The sequence below is a fragment of the Kaistella faecalis genome (assembly GCF_019195395.1).
Taxonomy (GTDB): domain Bacteria; phylum Bacteroidota; class Bacteroidia; order Flavobacteriales; family Weeksellaceae; genus Kaistella; species Kaistella faecalis.
The window spans coordinates 650829-677822 of sequence record NZ_CP078067.1 but is presented as its reverse complement, the minus strand read 5'-3'; the positions used below and the strand labels follow the sequence as shown (position 1 = coordinate 677822).

The following is a 26994-nucleotide window of genomic DNA, read 5'->3' as shown; positions in this document are numbered from 1 at the left end:
AAATGAAAAATTTATTCAATATCAGTTTAGTTTTATTTGCAGCGTTTATCTTGTTTTCTTGTAGAAATAACGATGAAATTCCTGAAGACATTCATGAACACGAAGACATAGAAAAATTGGTGGTTACCGCAACCAATAAAAATAATGCTTCGGATGTTCAGACAGTAAATTATATCGGAGGCGTTGCAGATAAGCATTTACATCTGGAAGTAGGCGCAACGTATGCTGTAAAACTGGATTTCCAGGTGAAACACGATGATCATTATCACAGTGCAAACAACGATATTATTAAAGAAAAAGACGAGCATTTCATTACGTTCCAGTTCTCTGATTCTGATGTTACCGTGCAACGGACTTCGGATGATGTGGTAAGAACTGATGGAAACAAAGTAGGATTAAGCACTGAATGGAAAATCAATTCGGTTTCAGCAACAGGAAAAGCCAACATCAAATTGGTGCATACTCCTACTTCTGTAAACCAAAATTATCCTTCAGCAGAGAACCAGCAAGGGCAAACATCCGGTGGCGAAACCGATGTGAATGCTCTTGTAGATCTTCATTAAAATTTTTTCAGCCCCAAATAAACGATTAATTTTCAGTAATTGTGTATTTGTGGTGTTTTCAAAGAATAAATCATTTGCTTAATTGCAGATGATTTTTTTTAGTATTTTTTATAATTTTTTACCGAGAATCTTTTAATAAATTTTTACTATTTTTGCAACCTAAATTTTCAAAACATAACAATGAACGTTACAGCGACAAACCACGATGAAGTAAGCGCGTTACTTACAGTTACGATAGATAAAGCAGATTACAAAGGTAAAGTTGAAAAACAACTTATCAATTATGCAAAAAACGCACAGGTTCCGGGATTCAGAAAAGGAAAAGTGCCGTTGAGCATGGTAAGAAAGCAGTATGAAGCAGGGATCGCTTTTGAAGAAATCAACAAACAGGTTTCTGATGCGTTAAATAACTATGTAAACGAAAACAAACTTAGATTGGTTGGTCAGCCTGTACCGCAGCCGGTAGACGATCTTAACCTGAACGCAGAGCAGCTTTCTGTTGCTTTTGAAGTTGGTTACGAGCCGGATTTCACGATTGATTTGGCTAAGTATGAAGCGCCACATTATCAGGTTGAAGCTTCTGACAAAGAAATCGGACAAAGCATCGAAAATATGCAGAAGCGTTTCGCAACTCAGGTTCCACAAGAAGTAATCGGAGATGATTCTCACGTAGCCCTTGAAATCAGCCAGGTTGTAGAAGAAAATGCAGAAGGTGAGCACAATCACGCTCCAAAATCTGTAGTAATCAATGCAGAGAGAAAAGAAGCATTTAACCTCGTTAAAGCTTTGAAAATGGATGAATCTGTAAAGGTTTCTAAAGAAGATTTAGAGAAAAACGAAACTTTGGCAACTGAGTTAGGTTTCAGTAAAGCTGAAGTAGAGCACCTTCACCACGACCAGATCGAAGTGAAAGTGAAAGATTTCTACGGATTGGATTTGGCAGAACTTAACCAGGATTTATTCGATAAAGTTTATGGCGAAGGAACCATTAAGTCTGAAGACGAACTGAAAGCAAAAGTAAAAACTGAATTGGATGAATATTTCCAGCAGAATGCAGATGTTCATTTCGTGAACAAAGTTCTTGAGCAGATCAACGAAAAAGAAGAAGTGAAGCTTCCTGAAAATTTCCTCGTTAAATTCTTAATGTTCAGCAACGAAAACATCAAGTCTGAAGATCATGCAAAAGAAGTTCTGGAAGCTGAAAGAAATCAGTTGAAATACCAGATTCTAGAAGGAAAACTGATGAATGATAACGAGATTAAATTAGAGTATGCTGATATCCTTTCTCAGGCTGAGCAGTTGGTGAAAAACCAGTTGGCAATCTACGGAATCCACCATTTATCTGATGAAGAAATTCAGAAATATGCTGTTGAAATGTTGAAAGATCAGGAACAGGTTCGTCAGATTTCCGCAGAAGTTGGAATGGCTAAACTGAAAGATGTAATCCTTGAGAAAGCAACTAAAAAAGCGACTAAAATCTCTCACGATGAGTTTTTGGAAGAATTGAAAAAGTAATTGTTTAATCTTAAATATAAAATCCGTCTCAGCAATGAGACGGATTTTTTTTGTTAAGATTAATAAATATATATTTACACTACAAATATTCTTAATTATATGCTAAAAATTTACTTTAAAAGTTTTGTTACAGTTTTTATCATTCTATTTTTATTGGTTTCTTGTAGAGGAGAAACTGAAACATCAACATTGGATACACAAAAACCTACGCCACCCCAAAACATTTCGGTTAGTAAAATTACCAAAAATTCTTTCAGTTTAAATTGGTCTGCTTCCACTGATAATGTCGGAGTGTCAGAATATCTTATTTCTGTGAACGATCAATTATATACTTCTAAAGAAACCAATATTGATATTCGGGAATTAAATTCTGCTAGTTTACATAGCGTCTCTGTATCCTCTAGAGACGCTACGGGAAATGTTTCAGGCACATCAGAAATTATTAATGTTAAGACACTTTCGGGTGTTACAGATTTATATATTTCTGCAAAATCAAAATTTTGGAAGAATGGTAATTCTACCAGTTTGGAAGTTTTATCGGGTTTTCAAAATTTTGGAGGTAATATTTTCGTAGCAGAGAACAATGTTTATTCATCTGGATTCATCACAAATGGAGATGTGCCTGATCATCGCAGAATTGCATCGTACTGGAAAAACGGTATATTAAAAACTTTAGAACCACTTAATTCTACTGAACTTAGTAGCGCAGAAGATATAGCTGTAAACGGAAATGATGTTTACGTGGTAGGATCGGTTACGAGATATATTCCGTACTCCTACTATAAATGTTACTGGAAAAATGGAAATAAAGTAATATTGCCCGGTTCTACGTGGAATGGAAGGTATTCTGATCCCCGTATTTCTAAAATGAAAATTGATAATGATGATGTTTATATTGCCAGTTCTATTTACGAAAACGATTATAAACCTGTTTACTGGAAGAATGGAACATTATATCAACTTCCCGAACCCACAACATTTAATTTTTCTTATATAACAAGCATTGATGTCGAAAATGGCAATGTATATATTGGCGGTGGGGGTCTGAAATTTTTTACTGATAAAAGAATGGGATTTTATTGGAAAAATAATGAAATTCACGAATTTGCGGACTGTGAAGGGATCATGTGTATGGATGTTGTAAATGATGATGTTTATGTAGCCGGTTACAATAATGCCGGAAAGCTTGCGTACTGGAAAAATAATGTCATGACAGAAATTCCTTTTGGCAGACAGGTTGAGAGTATCAAAGTTATGGATAATGATGTTTACCTGCTGGTTTCATATAATTCGGAATACGAACAGATTCAGAAAGTTTTTAAAAACGGTCAGGAAATTTCAAGTTTTAATCAGGAAAATTTAGGAAATTTATTCTTAACGACATATTAGAATTAAATTAAATAAATATTTTAAGTTGAAAAATCATGTAGCAAAAAAAAATCTGTTCTGTTTTTGCAGAACGGATTTTTTTTAATTTTTTAGTAACTGAAATATTCCAGATCCTTATTGGAAGTGAGGAAGTTCTCCATTTGATCCAGCTGTTTTTCAGAAATATGAATCTCCAGCGTCAGTAAGATATGATCGAAATCTTTCTCGATTGCAATTTCGTTCAGTTCGCTGGTCATTGCTTTCAGATCGCTTAAAATTGCTTTTTTGTGAGTGAGAAAATTATGCGTGTTCATTCGCATCTTAAGAATTTTGTGGTGATGAAGCGGCAGAAAATGTTTTGTAAGATATTTCGCTGTATAAATAATTAGGATTGCCGAAATAAGAAAGGTAAAGGCGATATATATTTCTCCGAAACCAATAGCCATTCCAACTGCTGCAGCCATCCAGATAATGCCCGCTGTGGTAAGTCCATACACGGTGAAGCCTTCTTTAAAAATTACGCCCGCACCCAGAAAACCGATTCCGCTCACAATATAGGAAGCGATTCTGGTGGGGTCACCGTCACCGGCGAGTTTATAGGAAATAATCGAAAAAAGGGTAGACCCCAGACAAATGATGGTGATGGTTTTCAACCCCGCGGATTTGTCCTTCATTTCCCTTTCAAAACCTAAAATAAGTCCTGCTATAATGGAAATAATTGCTTTGTAAATATCTAAAAATTCAAAATGTTCCGACATTTTTTATTTAAAGATAGAAATTTTTTACGAACCATATTCGGTTTTCCACTCGTCTGCCGCGTCGCACAGCGTGTCATAAAATTCTTCACCGTATTTTCTGATAAGCGGGGTTTTAAGGAATTTATAAACGGGCACTTTCAGTTCTTTTCCTAATTCACATGCCGGATTACAGATTTCCCATTCATGATAATTAAGGGCGGTAAAAGTCGAATATTCGGTGACGCGGATTGGGTATAAATGGCACGAAATCGGCTTATGCCAATCTACTGCGCCATCTTCGTAGGCTTTTTCAATTCCGCATTTGGTGATGCCTTTCTCATCAAAAATTACATAGGCGCATTCTTCGCCGTTCACCATTGGAGTTACAAAATCACCATCGTTTGGATCAAGAGTCCATGTTCCCTGTTCTTCCAGAGCTTTAATTCCTTCAGGCCTCAAATAAGGTTTTACCTGTGGGAAAATTCTGTCGAGGATCTCTGTTTCGTATTTTTCCAAAGGAGCTCCTACATCGCCTGCAACACAGCATGCGCCTTTGCATCGGCTCAGATTACACACAAATTCTTCAGAAAAAATGTCTTCAGAAATTAATTTATTTTCAATTTGAATCATCGTCGTTTAAATATTAAAATTATAATAGCCATGAAGTTTAAAGATGATCAGGCTTATGATAATCAGCCATAATCCGCATTCCCGCATCCAGTACTTGGGGAGAAATTTCAGCATTCTGCTCAAGATAACCGAAACAGGAAAGGCCATTAAAAGCAGATACTCGAAATTATTGCCCATGTAAAGCACTACCGTAATGAGCTGTGCCAGTGAAAATATGAGCAGAAATGTATATTTAAATTTGCTTACAGGACTTTTTTTATTAAAGTGCCGGAAATGGTCCATAACCGCGTGAAGCAGCAGGACAGCAACCGGAATCAACCAGATTAAAGGTTCCAGATTTTCCGAAGGTGTAAAATCGCCGAAAGGAAAGTATGTGGGATTCCATGAATTCAGATCCAGCATATAAGCAAGCCCAAAATAGGAGAGTGCGATGAGGAACATTCCGTAAAAGAGCCGGAATAAGTGCAATCCGATCCTGTCTGAAGTTCCGAAAATATGAAAAATCACGAAAATCGACATGGGCCAGGTGGTCGGCAAAAAGATGAAATTCAACGCTAAAATTGCTCCTACCAAAGGGTATGAATTTTTCCTTACACTAATATCAACATTGGTCAACAGAATAAGAATAATAGAATTAGTGAACAGCGAGACCGCAATACCAATGTCCAGATCACCCGGATAAAGAGCGAAAATGAAAGCTGTGTAAAGAAACAAAGGCAAATGTGTCTGGTAATTAAGTGCAATGGTATTGAAACAGAAATAGCCCATTGCTACGCCTGCAAAGGTGATAACGGCAGAAAAAAAGTCTAAAGTGCTAAGGTCGAGAAAGTTGAATCCGATTACGATCAAAAGAAGAACACCGATGTAGACTGGGATGGAAAAAATATTGCTTTCTTTAGAAAGTAATCGAAACATTTTTACTAATTTTGTGCAAAGTTAATTTAAAAAAGGAAAATAATGACGTCTTTCTTTCTCTTCTTAAGCGATGTATTCAAATGGTCTTTCGGTATGTTTGATGCAGCAGGTAATGTTATTAATTGGATACTGTTTCTGGTTGCAACAGCTCTATTCACCTATTGGTGCTATGTTTTGCTCGTAACCCTGGGCGGCGACAAAGACAAAGAATATTTCTCACCTACAGAAGGTCATCATCCTTACTACGATCCAAAGATCAATAAAAAAGACTAAGAATAATTGATACTTATCTTCATATAAAATCCCGAAATTTATGCAATTTCGGGATTTTGTTATCTACTGTCATTAAGTTTAATGAATCGGGATCACCAATACAGGAATCGTTGACCGCCGTGTAAGTTCTTTGGTCAAACTGCCGACAAAGACATCATAAATCCCGCTTCGCCCGTGTGAACCCATTACAATGTAACCGGCGTTTTTCTGTTTAGCATATTCCAGAATAATGTCACCGGCCACACCCTGTTTCAGTAAGTGTTCGCAATCGATATCCTGAGCAATAATCCTCTGTTCAATGGCGTTCAGCCGCAACAGTTCATCTTTAATTTCATTCTGTTCCACCTCCGGGAAATACTGAAATCCCATGTCGCCGATCGCAAAGCCAATATCAGCGGGAGCTACATGAATAAGACATATTTTTCCTTTTGTTTCTTTTGCAAATTTTACTGCGCCCTCAATAAGTCGGTCGGTTGCGTCGGAAAAATCTACAGGTAATACGATGTTGATCATGATTCTAATTTTTGTTCCTTAAAGTTACGAAACTTTCGGCAAACGGTCAAGCGGTTTATTGAATTCTAAGATTCAGCACTTTTTCATTTTCCAGAAAAGCCTGCAGAATATCGTTTTCAGCAACGTTACCCACGCCTTTCGGTGTTCCGGTAAAGATAAGATCTCCGGTTTTTAAGGTGAAGTACTGCGATACGAATGCGATAATTTTTTCCGGCGAGAAAATCATCATGGAAGTATTACCGTCCTGAACTTTTTCTTTGTTCTTCATTAAAGAAAAATTCAGGTTCTGCATATCGAAATCGCTTTTTTTATAAAATTCTGAAACTACAGCGCTTCCGTCGAAACCTTTTGCCAATTCCCAAGGAAGGCCTTTGGCTTTCAGTTGGCTTTGTAAATCTCTCGCAGTGAAATCAATTCCCAAACCGATTTCATCGAAGTAATTTGAGGCTTTATCTTCCTGAATGTATTTTCCTCCTTTGGAGATTTTCAGCACTACTTCGAGTTCATAATGCACATCATCAGAAAATTCGGGAATATAAAAATCCGAACCCTTTTTTAGAATTGCCGTGTCGGGCTTCATGAAGATTACAGGATTTTCAGGGATTTCATTTCCTAGTTCTTTGGCGTGTTCAGCATAATTGCGGCCGATGCAGATGATTTTCATTTTTGATAGTATGTAATTTGTCTTTTTGTCGAATTTATATGTTTGCCTTCAGAATATGTTTTTCTTTCTATCCAATTTTTCTTTTTGTCATAAATATAGGTATAGTCGTATTCTCTGATTATTATACCATCTTTGTTTATGGTCTGGTGACGAATAATGTCGCATCTTCTATTTAAAATATCTTTGGAAAATGGCTTTTCAAAAGCCTGTGATACTGGGTTTAAACATTTTTTATGATAGCTTGCTGATATTTTAATTGTATCAACTTTGTCTGGATAATAATACAATCCATAAGATTTAATAATTCTATCTTTGGAGTCGTATGTGTAAGTCTCTTTAAATTCTGTAAAATCTAATTTTTTATAAATCTCTATCTCTTTATTTTTTTTTAATACGCTTTTTGTAACTGAATTAAATTCACCGCTTTTATACGATCTAATTACTACAGAATCGTTTGGATACGTATAATTCTTCTCCGCTTTATCATTTGTTCAATTAGTTCTTTCAGAGGTTACTCTTCCTTTTTTGTCATAAGCGAAATAGGTGACGGTTTCAATTAAAAAGTTTTCTTTTCTCTTTAATCTTCCCCCTGGTAAAAATTCATAAAATTGCTTTTTTTTAGACTCGGCAGTCAGATTATTTTCTATTTTAAAATCAGTCTCCATTACTTCTTTTACATTCCCTTTGAGGTTCATCCTTTGCAGATCATTATAAACTATTTTCGGTTTGATCTGGGAAAACGAAAGGAGGGGAATCAAAAAGAAGAAAAAACAAATTTTATTTAGCATGTTGGTTTGAAATAATATAGAATTAAATTTAAAACTTACTTCTCAACTGTATTCCCGTCAAAACTTTCTTAGTGTACAGCGGAAAATCTGCATTCTGGATCCAGCCGTAATATCCCAGATCTTTCTGGAATACGTCCTTCACCCTTTGTCCCTTATATTTTCCGAAACTGAAAACTTCTTTTTCGTCTTCATCAAAGGCGATAAAACCAGCCAGATCCGCAAATTTGTGATGTGATGAAAATTCACTTAAAGCCGCGATTTCATTTGGTAAATCTTCATAGTGACCAACCTGTGCGTCGAGAACTTCAAAGGTTGCCAACACATCAGCCTCCGCAGAATGCGCATTTTCCAGCTCTTTTTTGCAGTAAAATTTGTAGGCCGCGGTTAAATTTCTGGGTTCCATTTTATGGAAAATTGTTTGCGCGTCAACAAGTTTGAATTTATTCAAATCGAAATCGATTCCTGCTCTTAAAAGTTCTTCTGCCAGAAGCGGGACATCAAAACGGTTCGAGTTGAAGCCGCCTAAATCGGTTCCGGAAATCATTTCCATTACTTTTGGAGCAATTTCACTGAATTTCGGTGAGTTTTTCACATCATCGTCACTAATTCCGTGAATGGCTGTGGATTCTTTCGGGATATACATTTCCGGATTTACAAGCCATGTTCTGCTTTCGCGCGAAGCGTCGGGATTGACTTTCAGAATGCTGATTTCTACGATTCTGTCTTTTGCGACATTGGTTCCGGTAGTTTCTAAATCGAAGATACAGAGCGGTTTATAAAGTTTTAAATTCATTTTTAAAGTTGAAAAAGTGTCATCTGAGGTTTAATGTCCGTCTTTATTTCAGCTGTTTCTGAAAAATAAGCGAAATAAGCATATAATAAAGAATCACCAATGGTATTCCTACCGTTTTAAAAATAATCAGGATCAGGATGGCGCCGATAAGCAATGCGATTTTTGGATAATTATCCTGCATTTTCATGGATTTAAATTTCATCGCGATCATTTTAATCGGGGAAACTAAAAGCCACGAAGAGATCACCGTGAAAAGAATCAGAAGGAGTGAATTTTCAAACAGAAATGAAAAACTTCCAGATTCTAAAGAGGCATAGTAAAGACCGAAAATCAGTATGGTGTTAGAAGGTGTATTTAAACCTTTAAAATAATATGTCTGCTCCTCGTCAAGATTAAAAATCGCCAGCCGTAAACATGAAAATAAAGTGATGAATAAGGCGAGATATTTAATTTCGAAAGGTAGATCAGTTCCCAAAAACTGGGCTCCGAATGGTTCCAAGGCTTTGTAAATAACAAGTCCTGGCAAAAGGCCAAAACTCACCATATCGGCAAGCGAATCCAGTTGTGCCCCGAGATTGGAGTTAGATTTCATCGCTCTTGCAATAAATCCGTCGAAGAAATCCAGAACCAGAGATAGGATGATACAAATGGCAGTAATATGGTAATTGCCCGCCAGTAAGTGGATGACGCCAATACTACCTGAAAATAAATTCGCCAGCGTAAACGCGTTGGCCAAATTGTTTTTAATAAAGTTCATAGGAGCAAAAGTAAGGCTTTTATTAAAAATCTGCCTGCCGGATTTCAACAAAAAACTAAAGCTTAACGAAATATGAATTTAATGTAAATTTGCGCGATTATTTTTATCATACAGAATGAAGGAAATTAGATTACAGGAAATTACAGCACTTTTTTACAGGATTTTTCTGGCATTTGTATTTTATCAGATTGCGAGGCTGCTGTTTTGGTTTTTCAACAGAGGTTTAATCAGGATCGATTCGGCTTCAGATTATTTCAACATCGCATATCACGGAACCGCTTTTGATACTACGGCAATTCTTTATGTGAATTCGCTTTTCATTTTGCTGAGTTTGCTGCCATTGGTCATCAATACAAAGAAATATTATCAGAAGTTCCTTTTCTATCTTTATTTCATCACCAATGGAATTGCGTACGGAATGAATTTCGGTGATTTTGTGTACTACAAATTCTCGCAGGCAAGACTTACAATGGCCGCTATGCACGTGGCTCAGCATGAAAAAAATATTGGCAAGGTGTTTTTTGTTTCAGTTGTGGAGCATCCTTTTGTGATTGTATGGTTTATTATTCTGATCTTACTCTGGATTTTTCTTTATAAAAAGGTGAAAGTAACAGAACGGAAACCGGAGAAAAAATGGGTTTATTTTGTTTCTTCCGTTGTAAGTTTGTGCGTAGTTGCAGCGCTGGTTATTGGCGGAATCCGTGGTGATTTTAAGCATTCCACGCGCCCGATCAATCTGGTCGATGCGAACCGGCATGTGAAGAATCCGCTTCAGGCAAATGTAGTTTTGAACAGTGTTTTCTCGTTCTTCCGAACAATGAACACCAACAACTTTCAGGAAGTTAAGTTTGTGGATGAGAAGTTTATTGAGCAGAACATAAAGCCTTATAAAATCTATGAAAGGGAAGGACCGGAGCCAAAACCAAACGTGGTGATTTTTATTCTCGAAAGTTTCAGTAAAGAATATTCCGGCGCGTTTAATAAGAACATGAAGATTAAAGATTTTGTTTCCTATACGCCGTTTTTCGACAGTTTAGCAACGCAGAGTTTAATCGCAACCAACGCATTTGCCAACGGGCGGCAGTCGATTCACGGAATGAGTTCTATTCTGGCGGGGATCCCCACATTGAAAGACGCTTTTACAAGTTCACCATATTCGAACCAAAAAATACAGTCAGTGGTTTCTGTCGCGAACGATATGGGGTATGATACATCCTTTTTTCACGGCGCACCAAACGGATCGATGGGTTTTATGGGATTTGGAAATATCTTGGGTTTTAAACACTATTACGGAAAAACCGAGTATAATAACGACGCAGATTTCGACGGGATATGGGGAATCTGGGACGAGCCGTTCTTTCAGTATTTTGCAAAAACGCTGAATACAAAGAAATCACCGTTCATGGCAACGATGTTTTCAGTTTCGTCTCATCATCCCTTCAAAGTTCCAGAAAAATACGCCGGAAAATTCAAAAAAGGTCCGCTTGAAATTCACGAACCTATACGTTATACCGATTACGCTCTGAAACAGTTTTTCGAAACCGCCAAAAAGATGCCGTGGTATCAGAACACGATTTTTGTAATGGTGGCCGATCATACCAATCAGGTTGCTTATCCCGAATATGAAAAAGCGATGAACCGTTTTGCTGTTCCGATTCTTTTTTATTCCCCGAATCCAAAATATAATTTAAAAGGGGAAATCACTACTCCAACCCAGCAAATGGATATTTACCCCACGTTAGCTGATCTGATGGGTTACAACAGGAAGATCCGAAGTTGGGGAAGAAGCTTGGTTTCCGATAAGAAAGAAGATTATCTGATCGTAAACTCCAGCGGAGTGGAGCAGTTCATGATTGGCAATTATATCTATCTGTTCGACGGTAAAAACTTTACCGGTATTTATGCATTGCAGGATTTGGGATATGAGAATAATCTTTTGGGTAAAATAAATACTCCGGAAATCACACTGGGCGAGCTGAAAGCCAAAGCGTGGTATCAGGATTATATGGATCGGGTAATCAACCGCAAACTTCAGTAAATTAAACGAATGTTTAAATTTAAAGGTTTTGGAATTAGGCTGTAAAAGTATGTGATGAATAATTAAAGATTTGGTGTTTAACTTTTTTTAATTACATTTATCCAAATAAAAATTTAAATATTTTATAAAATGAAAAAAATAATTTTCGCTTTTGTTGCGCTGTTTTTTGCAACTCTTTCTTATGCTCAAATCGAAGGAAAATGGAAGACCATCGATGATGAAACAGGTCAGGAAAAGTCTATCGTAGAAATTTTTAAGAAATCAGATGGTAAATATTACGGTAAAGTAACCCAGCTTTTAATAAAACCTGCAAACCCAAATTGTGTTGACTGTAAAGATGACAGAAAGAACAAGCCAATTCTCGGTATGGAAGTGGTGAGAGGCCTGTCTAAAGATGGAAGTGAATTTACCGGAGGGACAATTACTGATCCCAAAACAGGAAAAACGTATAAATGTACCATTACCAGAAGTGGTGACAAACTAAATGTAAGAGGTTATATTGGATTTTCACTTATCGGAAGAAGCCAAACCTGGCATAAAGTTAAGTAACATTTCCGTATAAAATTATAATTAAGCAATTCGAAAGGATTGCTTTTTTTATGTCGTTTATCATCTGAAGGTTTGGGAAAAAATCTTTACTTTTGTAGTCTAATTTTTCAATGAATATGAAGGAATATACTTTTCGTGAAGTGATTGCCCAGGCAATGAGCGAAGAAATGCGTAAAGACGAATCAATCTACCTGATGGGTGAAGAAGTTGCAGAATACAATGGTGCTTACAAAGCATCAAAAGGTATGCTCGATGAATTCGGACCTAAAAGAGTTATTGATACGCCAATCGCGGAACTTGGTTTTACAGGAATTGCAGTAGGTTCAGCAATGAACGGAAACAGACCGATTGTAGAATACATGACGTTCAACTTTTCTCTCGTTGGGATCGATCAGATCATTAATAACGCAGCAAAAATCCGCCAGATGAGCGGAGGCCAGTGGAATTGCCCAATCGTGTTCCGTGGTCCTACAGCTTCTGCAGGTCAATTGGGTGCAACGCACTCGCAGGCTCTGGAAAGCTGGTTTGCCAATACACCTGGTCTTAAAGTAATCGTTCCTTCTAACCCTTATGATGCAAAAGGATTGTTGAAAAGTGCAATTCAGGATAATGATCCTGTAATTTTCATGGAGTCGGAGCAGATGTATGGCGACAAAATGGAAATTCCTGAAGAAGAATATTACATCCCAATCGGAAAAGCCGACATCAAAAAAGAAGGTAAAGATGTTACTTTGGTTTCTTTCGGTAAGATTATGAAACTTGCGATGCAGGCAGCAGAAGATATGGAGAAAGAAGGGATTTCTGTTGAAGTAATCGACCTTAGAACGGTTCGTCCGCTCGATTTTGATACCATTATCGCTTCAGTGAAGAAAACAAACCGATTGGTTATTTTAGAAGAAGCATGGCCGTTTGGTTCTGTATCTTCAGAAATTACTTATATGATTCAGCAGAAAGCATTTGATTACCTGGATGCGCCTATCAAGAGAATCACTACTCCGGATGCACCAGCGCCTTATTCTGCCGCACTGTTTGCAGAATGGTTCCCGAAACTTGAGAAAGTGAAGGAAGAAATAAAAAAAGCAATGTACATTAAAGCATAAATCAAAACTCCCGAATGGGAGTTTTTTTTGGTCCATACTTCACATATCCGGGAAAAAAAGATGTGCGAATTGGTTTTTAATCTAAATTTGCGCATTAAATATTACTAAAAATGTCAGATGTAGTTATCGGTGGGCATCATTTCGATACCAAGAAACTTACCGCCATGGGAGTTTTGGTTTCACTGGGAATTGTTTTCGGAGATATCGGAACATCACCCCTCTACGTAATGAAGGCAATTGTGAACGCACGAAAGGACGGCGGAAATATGCCATTCGACGAATATATAGAAGGTGCACTCTCATGTATCATCTGGACACTGACGCTACAAACAACTTTAAAATATGTAATTATCGCCCTGCGCGCCGATAACAAAGGGGAAGGCGGAATTCTTTCTCTTTATTCACTCGTGAAAAGGCTCAAAAAGAAATGGCTCTACATAGTTGCCATCATTGGTGCCTCAACACTAGTTGCCGACAGTGTTATTACACCCTCACTTACCGTAATGTCTGCTGTAGAAGGTTTGAAAATTTACAACCCCGAAACGCCAGTAGTCGCGATCACGTTGATTATTTTAGCGATCGTTTTTTTTATTCAGCAGTTCGGAACGGCCTCTATCGGTAAATTTTTCGGTCCGGTGATGGTGGTTTGGTTCCTCGTCCTGGGAATATTTGGGTCCATGCATATTTTTGATCATCTGGATATTCTTAAATCTTTCAATCCTTATTATGCGTACAATTTAATTACCCATTCGCCGAGTGCGATTGTGATTATGGGTGCGGTTTTTCTGTGTACAACCGGAGCTGAGGCTTTATATTCTGATCTGGGACATTGCGGAAAACAGAATATACGGGTAAGTTGGATTTTCGTCAAAATAATGCTTATTTTAAATTATCTGGGTCAGGGTGCCTGGCTTCTGGATAATCATCATTTAGTCGCTCAGGGAATCAATCCAATGTTCGGAATCATGCCGGTATGGGCAATTTTGCCTGGTGTAATTCTGGCGACCGCTGCTGCAATTATTGCGAGCCAATCAGTTATTACTGGATCATTTACCATGTTTTCGGAGGCAATGTCAGTTTCGTTCTGGCCAAACCAGCAAATCGATTATCCCTCCGGAATTAAAGGTCAAATGTATATACCGCGCATTAACTGGGGTTTAATGGTGCTTTGTTTTATTGTGGTCATCTACTTTCAGCACTCTGAACTGATGGAGGCTGCTTACGGATTAACCATCACGATTACGATGCTGATGACCACCACGCTGTTGTTTTACTGGCTCAACAGAAGCAGGGTTAATAAAATTTTTGCTTTCGGATTTCTGGGACTTTACTTACTAATTGAATTAGGGTTTTTCTATGCAAATGTGATTAAATTCTTTGATGGGGGTTGGCTTACCATAGTTCTGGGAGGTTTTATTGCCGTGTGTATGTATGCGTGGTACAATGGGCGCCTGATCAAATCCAAATTTATCAAATTCGTTAAGCTCGATAAATATGTTTCGATCATTAAAGATTTAAAACTGGATGAAACGATACCTAAGTACGCGACCAACTTAGCATTTCTTAGCCGTGCGAAAAAGGATGATGAAATTGAATCAAAAATTATCTATTCAATTCTCCGTAAACAGCCAAAAAGAGCAGATCATTACTTTATCCTTAACATTGTGAATCAGGAAGATCCGTTTACGTATAAATACACAGTTGACGAAATAATGCCGGGAACCATTTACCGGATCAATTTCCTTTTGGGTTTCAAAATTGACAGAAGGATTAATGATTATTTTGATCAGGTTTTAGCCGATATGATGGAGGAAGGAAGCATCCCATCCCGAAGCAGCCATCCTTCGCTCCGGGCACATAATATTCCGCCTGACCTTAAATATATCATCATTGATAATACGTATATCAACGATACGCTGCTGACGGTGAAAGAAAAAATCACGCTTAATATTTATAATTTCGTTAAATATATTGGAAGCGATGATTTCAAGGCATGGGGCGTCTCTGCGCATAACGTGGTGGTAGAATCAGCGCCGCTTCTGGACCAGAAAGTAGTCACCAAAAAGATTCAACAGGTAGATTTTAAACATTATAATTCTTAAGAATTTTTAGGGTTTTGGTTGTGAATCTTCCTACATCACGCACGATTTCATTTAGAATGAAATCCCTAAATTTGCATATAATTTTATTTGATGGACACGAAACAGAAAGACCTTAATATAACTACAATTAAAGAAGTTTTAAGACAGTATCTTCTAGAAAAAGGGTTTAGAAATACACCGGAACGCTACACCATTCTGGAGGAAATCTATTCTATGGAGCATCATTTTAATGTAGATGATCTCTATCTGCTTATGATGCAGAAAAAGTATCATGTCTCCAAAGCGACTATTTACAATACCATCGAAATTTTTCTAGATGCGGGACTCATCCGAAAGCATCAGTTTGGTGAGAAAACACTTACTTCATCATCTTACGAAAAATCCTATTTTGATAAGCAACACGATCATTTGGTGATTTATAAGAAAGACTCCGACAAGGAAATCGAAGAAATTATCGAATTCTGCGACCCTAGAATACAGGGGATTAAAGAAGCAATTGAAAGCGCATTTGGTGTAAATATTGATTCTCATTCGCTCTATTTTTACGGCACCAAAAAAAATTAATGAAAAAACTTTTCGTTGTATTTCTTTTCATCAGTGCACAGTTTTTTGCGCAGATTATTACCAAGCCGCAGGGTCCGTTGGTGAAAGATCCGTATTTCAATTCGTCACAAAACTCAACGCCAGGCGATAAAGTCCGTCTGATTCACTCTGATTTTTTCCAGAAAATTCCAGGTAGATATAACGGAAATCCTTTCTTTTCCGGGAATGTACAGTTCGAGCATCAGGGTTCACTTCTCAGTGCAGATGAGGTCATTTTCTATGAAGAGCAGAACTTTGTAAAAGCGGTCGGCAATGTGAAACTTCAAAATGCTGACGGCTCTGTGATTACTGCCGGAGAAATGGAGTACGACGGTAACTCTCAGAAAGGAATCGCCCGCAAGAACGTGGTGCTTACAGATCCGCAGCAGACGATAAAAACCGAAACACTTTATTACGACAGGGTTTCGAATAAGGCATATTTTAATACAGGCGGCACCATTTCAGATGCAACCAACGTCATGTACACCAAATCGGCAACCTACGATCTCAATTCCCGAATGATCGATTTTACAGGTAATGTGAAGATCAATAATCCCGATTACACAGTGGAGGGCACCAATATAAAGCAGAATCAAAATACCAACACTGCAGAGTTTTTCGGGCCTACAACCATCACTAATAAGCAGAATCCATCCAATCTTATCTATACCGAAAAGGGTACCTACAACATGAATTCCAAAGAAGTTTATCTGAAGAAGAATTCAAGAATTCATTATAACGATAAGATTCTAACCGGCGATGATATGTACTTTAACCAGATTACCGGTTTTGGTACGGCAAAAGGTAATGTTACGCTGCGGGATCCTAAAGAAAAGCGTTATATGAAAGGGGGTTATGGCGAAATCTACGAGAAGAAAGATTCTGCAATGATGACAGACAGGCCGTATGCGGTGAAGATACTGGAGAAAGATTCCATGTATTTTTCGGCACAGAGGATTTTAGCTTATCAGAAAATTGATGAAACCAACCCATCTAAGAAAAAGAGCTTCCTTCGGGCCTACCGCAAGGCCAGAATGTTCAAATCGAATATACAGCTCAGAGCAGATTCCTTAAGTTTTAATGAAACCGACGGAGTGATGCATCTTTTTGGCAAGCCTATTGCCTGGAGCGGCGAGAAACAGGTAACCGGAGATAAGATTGAAGCATATTTCGATACAGAAAGTGAATATATCGATTCCTTAAAAGTAATCGGTAACGCTTTCGCCATCAGTAAGGCAGATTCACTTAATTTAAAAGACGAATTCAATCAGGTGAAAGGTAAACTGATGACCGTTTATTACAAAGAGAACCAAATCAGCCTCGCAAAAGTAATCGGTAATGCGCAGGCAATTACGTATGCCGACGATCAGAATGAAAAAACAAAAGAGGTGGAAAGAATCGGTGTGTCCCTTTCAACCTGCGGAACTATTGAAGCAGAGTTTGAAGAAAATAAAGTGCAGATTATTTCATGTAACGTTGGCGCTAATACTGATGTTTATCCAATGAGCAAGATTTCCCGCGAAAAAAGATTTTTCCCCGATTTTAACTGGAATACCAAAGACCGGCTCCGTAAATGGGAAGACATTTTCCTGGATACCCCTGACTATGAGGAAGTGAAATATGAGTCAGATGACCGTTTATATAATGCTGCGCAGAAAGCCATCGACGATGCGAAAGCCAAAGAGGAAGCAAAGAAACCGAAAAGGGTAAGGAAATAATTATTTGGCGCCTTTTTCCGTCCTCCGTTCCCGCTTTTCTGTTAGTCGTTCCTCCTCACAGAAAGAGCTCCACTCAGGCCGGGGCGCAAAACACAGTGCAAAATAAATATTACGTTAAAAAATGAAATCAGATTTCTTTAAATATCAGGCGCAAACCACTCAATTCGCCGCCGGCTTTGAAGTAGAAAAAGCCGAAGGAAGTTATATTTACGGTAAAGACGGCAGAAAATACCTCGATTTTGTAGCCGGTGTTTCCGCCAATACGTTAGGACACTCGCACCCGAAAATTGTTGAAGCCATTAAAACACAGGCAGAAAAATATCTCCATGTAATGGTTTACGGCGAATACGCCCAGGAAATGCCTGTGAAACTTTGCCACCTGCTTGCAGAAGCTACTCCCGATCCTTTGGAAGTTACTTATCTCGTTAATTCCGGCGCTGAAGCCATCGACGGCAGTTTAAAACTTGCCAAAAGATACACCGGAAGAGAAGAAATCATTTCCTTCAAAAATTCTTACCACGGAAATACGCATGGCGCCTTGTCGGTTTCCGGGAACGAATATCATAAGCGCGAGTTCCGTCCACTTTTGCCGATGGTAAGTTTCATCGAATTTAATAATGAAGAAGAGTTAGAGAGAATCACAGAGAAAACCGCGTGTGTAATTCTGGAAACGATTCAGGGTGCGGCAGGATTTCTTGTTCCCGAAAATGATTATCTGAAGAAACTGAAAGCACGTTGTGAGGAAGTTGGTGCATTATTAATTCTGGACGAAATTCAGCCGGGATTTGGAAGAACGGGAAAACTTTTCGCTTTCGAGCATTACGGGATTGTTCCCGATATTCTGGTGATGGGAAAAGGAATGGGAGGTGGTGTTCCGGTTGGCGCTTTTATGAGTTCGCGCCAAATCATGGAAACGCTTTCGCATTCTCCAAAACTAGGGCATATAACGACTTTTGGCGGAAATCCACTGATTGCGGCTTCAAGTTACGCGACTTTGAAGGAAGTTCTCGAAAGCGGACTGATGAAGGACGTAGATGAAAAGGAAACACTCTTCCGTGAATTATTGGTTCACCCTAAAATTAAAAATATCAACGGCCGGGGTTTAATGCTCGCCGTGAATCTGGGCGCTCCTGAGTATACGCTGGATGTCGCTAAACGGTGCATGGAAAAAGGCCTTGTGGTTTTCTGGCAGCTTTACCGCAATGAATATCTGAGGATTTCTCCACCATTAACCTTATCTTTTGACGAAATCAGGGAAGGATGCGGAATCATTCTGGATGTTCTGAACGAAAATTAAACTTGCCCTGAAGAGAAACCGTCTGAACTTTTCGCCCCCGATTGAACGGTTTGTCTGAGCTCTTTTTGAATAGTTTGCGGCGGCGCAGCCGCCGCAAACTATTCAAAAAAGCGAGCCGTGAAAGCGGGACTTGCCGTGGCAGAAAATCGCCTTTTTGTGGCGCATGATATTTCGCATTTTCAGCCAAATATTTTGCATTCTTAGGAAATTAATTTATATATTGCGGCACAATAAAAAATAGGGAGCGATATGGCGAAAACGAAAGTGCAATACGAATTTCCAATGCACTGTCAGTCGGAGATTTTATATGAATATTTGGCAAGTGCAGAAGGACTCTCCGAGTGGTTTGCTGATGAGGTGGTAGAAAAAGGCGATGATTTTTTCTTTAGTTGGAACAGTGGACCTGCAGAAAAAGCTACGCTCATCCGCTATAAGCCTGAAAGTTTTGTGCGTTTCCGTTGGGAAGAAGATGAAGGAACCAAGAATTTCTTCGAAATGAGTATTGTTATCGATGATATAACCGAAGATCTTTCGCTTAATATTACTGATTTCTGCGATGCCGGAGACGAGGACGAAAACCAGCTCTACTGGGAAAATCTCCTCGAAAACCTGAAGATAAAATTGGGCGCTTCTTAATTTCTTAAATACCGATAAACTTGATGGACGATTTTTCGTTCATTATTTTTTTAATTAAAATTCAGCAATATTTTGTCAGATATTTTTTTCAGTTCAGCACATTTTCAGCCTCAAAACCGTGCGTTTCTTTACGGCGATGCGGTGAGAGTTTCTTTCTTTGTGCGAAGTTCTCAGCTGATTATGGCCGAGGAATCGTATTTCTTTCTCATGGCTTCGATGCGAAAAATGCGGATGAATATTCCGCTGACTTATACTTTAGAATTTTTTCAGCAGCTTTTTACCGAAAGTGTCTTAAATAAAGGCGTAAGCGACGGAATCATTGTTCTGCTGATGTACCGTAACAAGACAGAAAGTTCTCTGGAAAAAGCTGAAGTTGCATTTTATTTTGAGATGAATAGTATTGATGATGTTCTTTCGATTCAGCGCGGAATAGAAATGGACCTGATTAAGGAAATTAATGTGAATACTAATCTTCTCAGCAATATTCGTGTGCATTGCGCGGAAAATATTTATGCAGAAATCTATGCGAAAGAAAATGATCTGGATGATGTAATTCTGCTGAATCCCAATAAAAGAATTGCGAGAAGTATTTTCGGAAATCTGCTTTTTCTGGAAGGGAATAGTATTAAAATTCCTAAGCAGTTGGAAGGTGCCTATATTTCACCTTTAATGGAGAATTTTGTCACGTTCGTTCATAAGCATCAGCTTGCGGAAATTGCAGAATCAGAAATGATCGCTTTTGAATCCCAGAAAGCAGAAGAAATACTGATGATTTCTGACGAGAAAGGAATTTTCAGCGTCACAAAAATCAGGAACAAGACCTTCGATAACAAACGGTTTACAGAAATAGTAAGTAATTGGAAGAACAATTTCGCCTGAAATTGACAAACCCGATGAACAACCTTTAAAGAAAGTCATTGACCGGGTTTTAGTGTTAAATGTTATAGCAATAACGGTTTAAAAATACGTAAATTATTTGGCTCTGTATTAAAGTTTTGTTAAAGTTATTTGCAAAGATTCGATAGGGTTAATTCATAGACACATCCTCCGGTGCATTTGCCCAAAGAAGAAATTCGCCGCCCAGATTCTGCATAATGCTTTTCCAGAGTTTTTCGTCGTTTGGTAGAGTGTAATCGAGGTTATAAACTTCCACTACCGTCCACATTTTACGCCTCACCTCACTTTCAAGCTGTTGTGATGCCCATCCCGAATATCCTGAAAAAACTTTTACTTCCTCTACCGAAATTTCCTCTTCGATCATTCCTGTTACTACGCTTTCAATATCTTCGGTAAGATAAAATTCGTCGCTGATGTCTGAATAATTTTCAGTTACTTTTTTCCCTTTGCTGATAAAAAAAATCTTGTCGTTTTCAACAGGTCCGCCTTCGTAAACATCTACTGCAAAACCGAAAACTTTGAGTAACCGGGCGCTCATGTTTTTGTTCTTTTTGTTGAGAATTAGTCCGAAAGCACCTTCGTCGTTATGATCTACAATCAGCACTACGGAACGGGAAAAGATGTCGCCCGAGATATCGGGAGTGGAAATTAAAATTTTACCTTTGTAAGAATAATTCATCTGTGTTCGGATGTATTTACAATAACCTTTGTTCAAATGTAATAAAAAATTTAATGGAAAATCTTCACGACAAAAGAAAAGTTTACGAAAAATCTGAACTTCTTGAGAATCAAATTAAAGAGAATCCTATGGAGCAGTTCCGGAATTGGTTTCTTGAAGCTCAGGAGCATCCTGATGTTTCAGAGGCCAATGCCATGTCGGTTTCTACTGTTGAGAATGACGGTTGCCCGAGAACCCGCATGGTTTTGCTGAAATCTTATACCTGGGAGGGTTTTATATTTTACACCAATTACGAAAGTAGAAAAGGTAAGGCTATCGAAGAGCGTCCTCAGGCCTGTCTGCATTTTTTCTGGCCGTATCTTGAGAGACAGGTTATCATTAAAGCTAATCTTGAAAAGATTGCAGAAAACCTAAGTGATGGTTATTTTCAGTCACGCCCGAAGGGGAGCCAGCTGGGCGCTGTAGTTTCACCTCAGAGTCAGATTATTCCGGACCGCAGTTTTCTTGAGATTAAACTGCTGGAACTTGAAAAGGAATTCCGGGAGAAAGATGTTCCCAGACCTGAAAATTGGGGTGGATACATCGCAAAGCCTTATGAGATAGAGTTCTGGCAGGGTAGGCCAAACCGTTTGCACGACAGGATTCTGTATGTACTTCAGCCGGATTTCGAGTGGAAAATCAGCAGGCTTGCACCCTGAATCTGTTACAGAATTAATTCACCATTTTTCCCAATAAAAAACCCGTCCGAAGACGGGGTTCAATGTTTAATATCACAGCGTGATTATTTTTTCTTAGCACCCATTACAGAACCAGCTAAGTCAGCACCAGCTTTGAACTTGGCAACTTTTTTAGCAGCAATTTTAATTGGTTTTTTAGTTGCAGGGTTAATACCTTGTCTAGCAGCTCTTTCAGCTACGGAGAAAGTACCGAATCCTACTAGAGAAACTTTACCGTCTTTTTTCTTCAAAGTTTCGGTTACGTTAGAAATGAAAGATTCTAAAGCAGCTTTAGCAGCAACTTTTGTAATGTTCGCATCTTTTGCGATTGCGTCGATTAATTCAGACTTGTTCATAATAATAATATTAAGGTTAGTTTTATTGTTAAAGCAAATATAAAACAATTTTCAAATTGTGCAAATTTTTTATATATAATTAATCAAAAACCGACAAATATGAATAATTTAACATAAAATTATAAATTTATTTTTCCACAAAAAATAAGCGTTTGCGGGGTATAAAATCATGCCAAAACCTTTATAATGCTGTAAATATTGATATTTCATATTTATTATTCATAATTGCGAATTATTGAATTTGAACTTCGGTTTTTGCTTAAACTTTTTGCATTTTCAGGTCAATTCACTGGTTGTATTGTTTTTAATGGCTTTTTTAAGATGTATCTGTTAATTGGTAGGGTAATTAAAAACTGTAAATTTCCTATTCGTTTTGATTAAAATAATTAAATTTGCGCCATGCTAATTGAAGTTTTTAAATCTAAGATCCACAGAGTTCGCGTCACTGAATCTGACCTTGATTATATCGGCAGTATCACCATTGACGAAGATCTGCTGGAAGCGTCTGGAATTGTGGTTGGCGAAAGGGTTTTTATCGTTAATGTTAACAACGGTGAGCGTTTTGATACTTACGCAATTAAAGGCAAAAGAAAGTCGGGCGAAATCTGCCTGAACGGTCCTGCTGCCAGACGTGTTCAGAAAAATGATATCATTATCATTATTGCTTATGCGCAAATGACGCCGGAAGAGGCAAAAACTTTCCAGCCTAAGATTATTTTCCCGGACGAGAAAACGAATCTGCTTACTTAATTCTCAATTTTTCATTTAAATATCCACTTTTGGAAGAACATAAAAAAACCGGTCCGCTCAAAACAATTATTACTGTTACTGTTTCTCTCATGATTGCAATACTCTTCATGTGGTTTGCGTTAAGGGGAATGGAATTTAAGAAGATTGCCGGTTATTTTGCGAAAGCCAATTATTTCTGGGTTTTTGTGGCTGCGATGTTTGGGATTCTGGCTTACTGGTTTCGTGCTGTCCGCTGGAATTTGCTCCTGGAACCTATGGGTTACAAAATCTCTAATTCAAATGCGTTCTGGACGATTTCTTTCGGGTATCTTATGAATTTAACCATCCCAAGAAGTGGCGAACTAGCACGTTCTACCGCTCTTTTTGGTGTTGAAAAAGTTCCTGTTGACAAATCTTTCGGGACCATTATACTGGAGCGCGTCGTTGATTTGGTCTGTATGGGCGGATTTCTGTTGCTGACTTTAATTTTTAAATATGATGCAATTCTTGCATTCTATCAGTATGTTACTGATGCAAAAAGCAAAGCCGCAGAACCGGAATCCGGGAGTGGTCTTTATTTTTTTCTGGCGATTGTGCTTGTTGCCGCCATTCTGTTTTTCACCCTAAGGAAAACACTGCAGCAGTTTGTAATCTATCAGAAAGTCTTAAAGTTTGCGAGCGGGATTTTCCATGGTTTAATGTCAATTTTCAGGATGAAACAGAAGGTAAAGTTCATCCTTTTGTCTGTAGGGATATGGTTTTCTTATTATCTGGCAGCTTACCTGGTATGTTTTGCGCTTCCCGAAACCTCAGATTTTACTTTTGCTGATGGGTTTTTCATCATTGTGGTAGGAACGTTGGGAATGATGGTTCCTGCATCCGGAGGGATCGGTGCTTTTCATTTTGCACTGAAGCTGGGCATCATGGCATTGTTTCTTTCGATGGGAAAAAATCCTGAGGAAGGAGGCGAAGTAGGCTTGTCCTATGCTTTTATTTCGCACACCATGCAGCTTGTAATTATGGTTTTAATGGGTGCAATTTCTGTTCCCGTTCTTGCAAAAGAGCGTGCGAAGTTACTTTCAAAATCATTCTAAATTGTCTAGTTTTTACGTTGGGCTAAAATATTTCTGCTTAATAAAATTTTTGCGCTATATCAGTCATAACAGTGTTTTGGTAGTGATTTGATAATTAAATACTATTTTTAATGTGATAAGGAATGATATTTGCTGGTATTGATGTTAATACACAAATACACACATATGAAAAACTTATTACTTTCTTTCGCTATGCTGTATGCTTCAACATTTATCAACGCTCAGTCAGGTAATGTCGGAATCAATACAACAACCCCTCAGGCAACATTAGATGTAAACGGAAATCTCAAGGTACGGACAGTACAGACCATTACTTCTGCCACCACCGATCAGACGGTTTTATTACGAGACAAATCGGTTCCTGGTGACTTTGTTCTTAAAGAAATCACTGTAGGTAATTTACTTAATTCCGGAAGTTCAGGTGCTGCTTACTCGGCACGTAAAACCGGTAGTTGGTCATTGCTTACGCTCAGCCTTGGTAGCAGTACTTATCCTATAAACCTGTCGGGAGGCGATACACGGGTTGGCAATTCAGCTTTATTTACCAATGGAGTGTATACAGCACCTGTCTCAGGGATCTATGATGTAAATTTCGGGATTCAGTTAAGCGGAGTAGACCTTACTGTTCTTTCTGGTAAAAGTTTAGTTCTTTTGAAAAATGCAGCCGTTTGGGAAACAAAACCTTTCAATGGAGTCAGAGTACAGATAGGCCCTTTTCCCGCTGTTACCATACCTATAACGTCTACCGATTTGCATACCTTGGTGCAGTTAAATGCAGGTGATACGCTTACTTTCGGAATTAATACCGGTGGCGTTTTGCCGGTAAATCTCGGTGTTTTGCCAATTTCAAGCACTTCTCTAAAAGTTTTCAAAGTGTCTGATTGACTGCCGGCTCTTTAAAGAATAAAAAATCACATGAACATTATTCATGTGATTTTTTGTTTGTGATCTGCCGAATTCTCGATTTATCCAAAAGCTCTTTTCAGTAAACTTTTGACTTTTGGTTCGCTGCCTCTGAAGTTTTTATAAAGTTCCATGGGGTCCTTGGTTCCTCCCGATGAAAGTAAAACCTTGTACTTCGCTGCGATTTCCGGATTGAAGATTCCGTTTTCTTTGAAATACTGAAACGCATCAGCATCCAGAACTTCTGCCCATTTATAAGAATAATAACCTGCTGAATAACCGCCCTGAAAAATATGCGAGAAGCTTGTGCTCATTGCAGTTTCCGGATTTGATGGATAAAGATTGGTTGCTTTTGTTTCTTCGGTTTCAAAGGTTTTAATGTCGCCCACTTTATCTACATTGCTGTGATAGGCCATATCCAAAAGTCCGAAACCCAGCTGTCTTAAGGTCTGGTAACCTTCCATGAAATTTTTAGAATCAGAAATTTTCTGGATCTTTTCATCAGGTAAAACCTCTCCGGTTGTATAATGTTTTGCAAAAGTTTTCAGAAACTCCGGCTCGTAGCAGAAATTCTCTAAAAATTGCGACGGAAGTTCCACAAAATCCCATTTCACCGAAGTTCCCGAAAGGTTTGGATAAGTTGTATCCGCCAAAACGCCGTGAAGCGCGTGACCAAACTCATGGAAAAGCGTGGTAACTTCCTGGAAAGTCAGCAGACTTGGCATATCTGAAGTGGGTTTCGAAAAGTTGCAGACTACTGAAATATGCGGCCGCGAATTTTCGCCGTTTTTCCTGAACTGATTTTTAAAGCTCGTCATCCACGCACCGGCTCGTTTTCCTTTTCTCGGAAAATAATCTGCGTAAAGAAGGGCTTTGAACTCACCGTTTTCGAAAATTTCGTAAGTTTTTACATCTTCATGGTATTTCTGGATCTCGGTGGATTCCACAAAATCAAGTCCGAAGAGTTTTTTCGCCAAACCAAAAACCGCATCCTGCACTTTTTCCAGCTGGAAGTAGGGTTTCAGTTCTTCATCATCAATATCAAATTTCTGTTTGCGAAGTTTTTCTGCATAGAAGGCATGATCATAACTCTGCATTTCATCAATTCCGTCTGCTTTTGCCAGTGTTTTCAGTTCTTCAATTTCTTTTTCGGCGTAAGGTTTTGCCTTTTCCAGAAGTTCATTCAGGAATGAAGTTACCTGATCCGGAGATTTTGCCATTCTTTCTTCAAGAACGTATTCAGCATAGTTTTTATAGCCCAGTAAATGCGCTTTTTCCTGCTTTAACTTAATGATTTCTTTGATCAGATTCTGGTTGTCGAATTCATTATTATTGAAGGATTTTTTTCCGTTGGCAAGGGCAAGTTCTTTTCTTACTTCACGGTTTTCTGCGTAGGTCATGAAGGGAATATAGCTCGGATACTGCAGGGTCACTACGAAACCTTCAAGATTTCTTTCTTTTGCCTCTTCGCGGTATTGGTTTAAAATAGCTTCCGGGATTCCTGCAAGATCTTTTTCTTCGGTAATATGTTTAAAATAGTTATTGGTTTCCGCAAGCACATTCTGCCCGAACTGCAGCGATTTCTTCGACAGTTCAATACTGATTGCCTTGAATTTTTCTTTATCGGATTCATTTAAAAGAGCTCCGCTTCTTACAAAACCTTTGTAGGTTTCGTTCAGAAGCATTTGCTGTTCTTCGTTCAGATCATATTTTTCCCTCGCGTCGTAAACTTTTTTTATTTTCCCGAAGAGTTTTTCATTCTGTGAAATCTTAGCCGAAAATTCAGTTAAAATCGGCGAAACTTCCTGCGCGATTTTTTGTATTTTATCATTCGTTTCAGCAGAATTCAGGTTAAAGAAAATGCCGGAAACTACGTCAAGCTTCTCTCCGGAAAATGCGAGGGCTTCAATAACATTTTCAAAAGTTGGTTCCGCCGGATCTTCTACAATAGCGTCAATTTCTTTTTCGGAAATCTTTATCAGCTCCTGAAATGCCGGGAGAAAATGTTCTTCTTTGAAATCGTGGAAAGGCGCTGAATTATATTTTGTTGAAAAATTCTGTAACAGTGGATTTTGCATATTT

The 26994-nt window shown here is 38.3% G+C and carries 28 protein-coding genes; 17 read left to right on the top strand and 11 right to left on the bottom strand.

All coding sequences use genetic code 11. The features are described 5' to 3' along the window. Window positions 1-2: 2 nt before the first annotated feature. From KTV93_RS03220 to KTV93_RS03210, 3 genes are all read left to right on the top strand, one after another. Window positions 3-563 carry a hypothetical protein gene (locus KTV93_RS03220; protein WP_218249892.1) on the top strand — a complete coding sequence of 187 codons (561 nt, stop codon included), beginning with the start codon at window positions 3-5 and terminating at the stop codon, window positions 561-563. A 180-nt stretch (window positions 564-743) separates the two neighbouring features. Next, entirely contained in the window at window positions 744-2078 is a 1335-nt protein-coding gene (locus tag KTV93_RS03215; RefSeq protein WP_218249891.1) for a trigger factor, read from the top strand. A gap of 189 nt (window positions 2079-2267) precedes the next feature. Then, window positions 2268-3467, top strand: coding sequence for a fibronectin type III domain-containing protein (locus KTV93_RS03210; RefSeq protein ID WP_218249890.1), 1200 nt, complete (start codon window positions 2268-2270; stop codon window positions 3465-3467). Between the two features lie 89 nt (window positions 3468-3556). On the opposite strand, the gene KTV93_RS03205 is transcribed toward KTV93_RS03210, so the two are convergent. Genes KTV93_RS03205 through KTV93_RS03195 form a run of 3 tightly spaced genes read right to left on the bottom strand, consistent with a single transcriptional unit; the run spans window position 3557 to window position 5728 of the window. After that, window positions 3557-4204: an MgtC/SapB family protein gene (locus KTV93_RS03205; RefSeq protein WP_218249889.1), complete on the bottom strand. Its 648-nt coding sequence runs from the start codon at window positions 4202-4204 to the stop codon at window positions 3557-3559. Between the two features lie 24 nt (window positions 4205-4228). Further along, a complete protein-coding gene (locus tag KTV93_RS03200; protein WP_218249888.1) occupies window positions 4229-4813 on the bottom strand; it encodes a DUF3109 family protein in 585 nt (194 codons plus the stop codon). Window positions 4814-4819: 6 nt separating this feature from the next. After that, a complete protein-coding gene (locus KTV93_RS03195; protein WP_218249887.1) occupies window positions 4820-5728 on the bottom strand; it encodes a DUF6427 family protein in 909 nt (302 codons plus the stop codon). A 42-nt stretch (window positions 5729-5770) separates the two neighbouring features. On the opposite strand from KTV93_RS03195, the gene KTV93_RS03190 reads away from it, so the two are divergent. Beyond that, entirely contained in the window at window positions 5771-6001 is a 231-nt protein-coding gene (locus tag KTV93_RS03190; RefSeq protein WP_218249886.1) for a hypothetical protein, read from the top strand. 78 nt (window positions 6002-6079) lie between these two features. On the opposite strand, the gene KTV93_RS03185 is transcribed toward KTV93_RS03190, so the two are convergent. From KTV93_RS03185 to KTV93_RS03165, 5 genes are all read right to left on the bottom strand, one after another. Further along, the gene (locus KTV93_RS03185; RefSeq protein WP_218249885.1) at window positions 6080-6514 is read right to left on the bottom strand and encodes a universal stress protein; all 435 of its coding nucleotides are present in this window, start codon (window positions 6512-6514) and stop codon (window positions 6080-6082) included. Between the two features lie 55 nt (window positions 6515-6569). Beyond that, window positions 6570-7178, bottom strand: a complete 609-nt coding sequence (locus tag KTV93_RS03180; RefSeq protein ID WP_218249884.1) for a fumarylacetoacetate hydrolase family protein — start codon at window positions 7176-7178, stop codon at window positions 6570-6572. 491 nt (window positions 7179-7669) lie between these two features. After that, a complete protein-coding gene (locus KTV93_RS03175) occupies window positions 7670-7873 on the bottom strand; it encodes a hypothetical protein (protein WP_218249883.1) in 204 nt (67 codons plus the stop codon). 121 nt (window positions 7874-7994) lie between these two features. Continuing rightward, window positions 7995-8759, bottom strand: coding sequence for a 3'-5' exonuclease (locus tag KTV93_RS03170; RefSeq protein ID WP_218249882.1), 765 nt, complete (start codon window positions 8757-8759; stop codon window positions 7995-7997). A 43-nt stretch (window positions 8760-8802) separates the two neighbouring features. Next, the gene (locus KTV93_RS03165) at window positions 8803-9516 is read right to left on the bottom strand and encodes a CDP-alcohol phosphatidyltransferase family protein (protein WP_218249881.1); all 714 of its coding nucleotides are present in this window, start codon (window positions 9514-9516) and stop codon (window positions 8803-8805) included. A gap of 115 nt (window positions 9517-9631) precedes the next feature. Between KTV93_RS03165 and KTV93_RS03160 the strand changes: the two genes are divergently transcribed. The 9 genes from KTV93_RS03160 (at window position 9632) to KTV93_RS03120 (ending at window position 20417) form a co-directional block, all read left to right on the top strand. After that, complete coding sequence (locus KTV93_RS03160) at window positions 9632-11554, top strand: LTA synthase family protein (RefSeq protein ID WP_218249880.1); 1923 nt, start codon at window positions 9632-9634, stop codon at window positions 11552-11554. A 129-nt stretch (window positions 11555-11683) separates the two neighbouring features. Further along, window positions 11684-12103, top strand: coding sequence for a DUF2147 domain-containing protein (locus KTV93_RS03155; RefSeq protein WP_218249879.1), 420 nt, complete (start codon window positions 11684-11686; stop codon window positions 12101-12103). A gap of 116 nt (window positions 12104-12219) precedes the next feature. Next, window positions 12220-13203, top strand: a complete 984-nt coding sequence (locus KTV93_RS03150) for a pyruvate dehydrogenase complex E1 component subunit beta (RefSeq protein ID WP_218249878.1) — start codon at window positions 12220-12222, stop codon at window positions 13201-13203. A gap of 110 nt (window positions 13204-13313) precedes the next feature. Beyond that, complete coding sequence (locus KTV93_RS03145; protein WP_218249877.1) at window positions 13314-15305, top strand: KUP/HAK/KT family potassium transporter; 1992 nt, start codon at window positions 13314-13316, stop codon at window positions 15303-15305. Between the two features lie 90 nt (window positions 15306-15395). Then, window positions 15396-15869, top strand: coding sequence for a Fur family transcriptional regulator (locus KTV93_RS03140; protein WP_218249876.1), 474 nt, complete (start codon window positions 15396-15398; stop codon window positions 15867-15869). Continuing rightward, window positions 15869-17605, top strand: coding sequence for an OstA-like protein (locus KTV93_RS03135; protein WP_218249875.1), 1737 nt, complete (start codon window positions 15869-15871; stop codon window positions 17603-17605). The genes KTV93_RS03140 and KTV93_RS03135 overlap by 1 nt, the downstream gene beginning before the upstream one ends. Window positions 17606-17726: 121 nt before the next feature. After that, on the top strand, window positions 17727-18902 hold the full coding sequence (locus KTV93_RS03130; protein WP_218249874.1) for an aspartate aminotransferase family protein: 1176 nt from the start codon (window positions 17727-17729) through the stop codon (window positions 18900-18902). Window positions 18903-19151: 249 nt separating this feature from the next. After that, window positions 19152-19538, top strand: coding sequence for an START-like domain-containing protein (locus KTV93_RS03125; RefSeq protein ID WP_218249873.1), 387 nt, complete (start codon window positions 19152-19154; stop codon window positions 19536-19538). A gap of 72 nt (window positions 19539-19610) precedes the next feature. Beyond that, window positions 19611-20417: an aminotransferase class IV gene (locus tag KTV93_RS03120; RefSeq protein WP_230259191.1), complete on the top strand. Its 807-nt coding sequence runs from the start codon at window positions 19611-19613 to the stop codon at window positions 20415-20417. A gap of 148 nt (window positions 20418-20565) precedes the next feature. Here KTV93_RS03120 and KTV93_RS03115 read toward each other — a convergent pair whose 3' ends face one another. Then, window positions 20566-21114: a YqgE/AlgH family protein gene (locus KTV93_RS03115; protein ID WP_218249872.1), complete on the bottom strand. Its 549-nt coding sequence runs from the start codon at window positions 21112-21114 to the stop codon at window positions 20566-20568. A gap of 53 nt (window positions 21115-21167) precedes the next feature. On the opposite strand from KTV93_RS03115, the gene pdxH reads away from it, so the two are divergent. Then, window positions 21168-21812 (top strand): pyridoxamine 5'-phosphate oxidase, encoded by a 645-nt coding sequence (gene pdxH, locus KTV93_RS03110; protein WP_218249871.1) that lies wholly within the window; start codon window positions 21168-21170, stop codon window positions 21810-21812. 83 nt (window positions 21813-21895) lie between these two features. Here the strand turns inward: pdxH and KTV93_RS03105 are convergent, their stop codons facing one another. Further along, entirely contained in the window at window positions 21896-22186 is a 291-nt protein-coding gene (locus KTV93_RS03105) for an HU family DNA-binding protein (RefSeq protein ID WP_218249870.1), read from the bottom strand. Between the two features lie 399 nt (window positions 22187-22585). On the opposite strand from KTV93_RS03105, the gene panD reads away from it, so the two are divergent. From panD to KTV93_RS03090, 3 genes are all read left to right on the top strand, one after another. Further along, a complete protein-coding gene (gene panD, locus KTV93_RS03100; RefSeq protein WP_218249869.1) occupies window positions 22586-22936 on the top strand; it encodes an aspartate 1-decarboxylase in 351 nt (116 codons plus the stop codon). Window positions 22937-23025: 89 nt separating this feature from the next. Then, on the top strand, window positions 23026-24009 hold the full coding sequence (locus tag KTV93_RS03095) for a lysylphosphatidylglycerol synthase transmembrane domain-containing protein (protein ID WP_218250480.1): 984 nt from the start codon (window positions 23026-23028) through the stop codon (window positions 24007-24009). Between the two features lie 165 nt (window positions 24010-24174). Continuing rightward, window positions 24175-24894 carry a hypothetical protein gene (locus KTV93_RS03090; RefSeq protein WP_218249868.1) on the top strand — a complete coding sequence of 240 codons (720 nt, stop codon included), beginning with the start codon at window positions 24175-24177 and terminating at the stop codon, window positions 24892-24894. An 80-nt stretch (window positions 24895-24974) separates the two neighbouring features. On the opposite strand, the gene KTV93_RS03085 is transcribed toward KTV93_RS03090, so the two are convergent. After that, on the bottom strand, window positions 24975-26990 hold the full coding sequence (locus KTV93_RS03085) for a M3 family metallopeptidase (protein ID WP_218249867.1): 2016 nt from the start codon (window positions 26988-26990) through the stop codon (window positions 24975-24977). Window positions 26991-26994 lie beyond the last annotated feature (4 nt).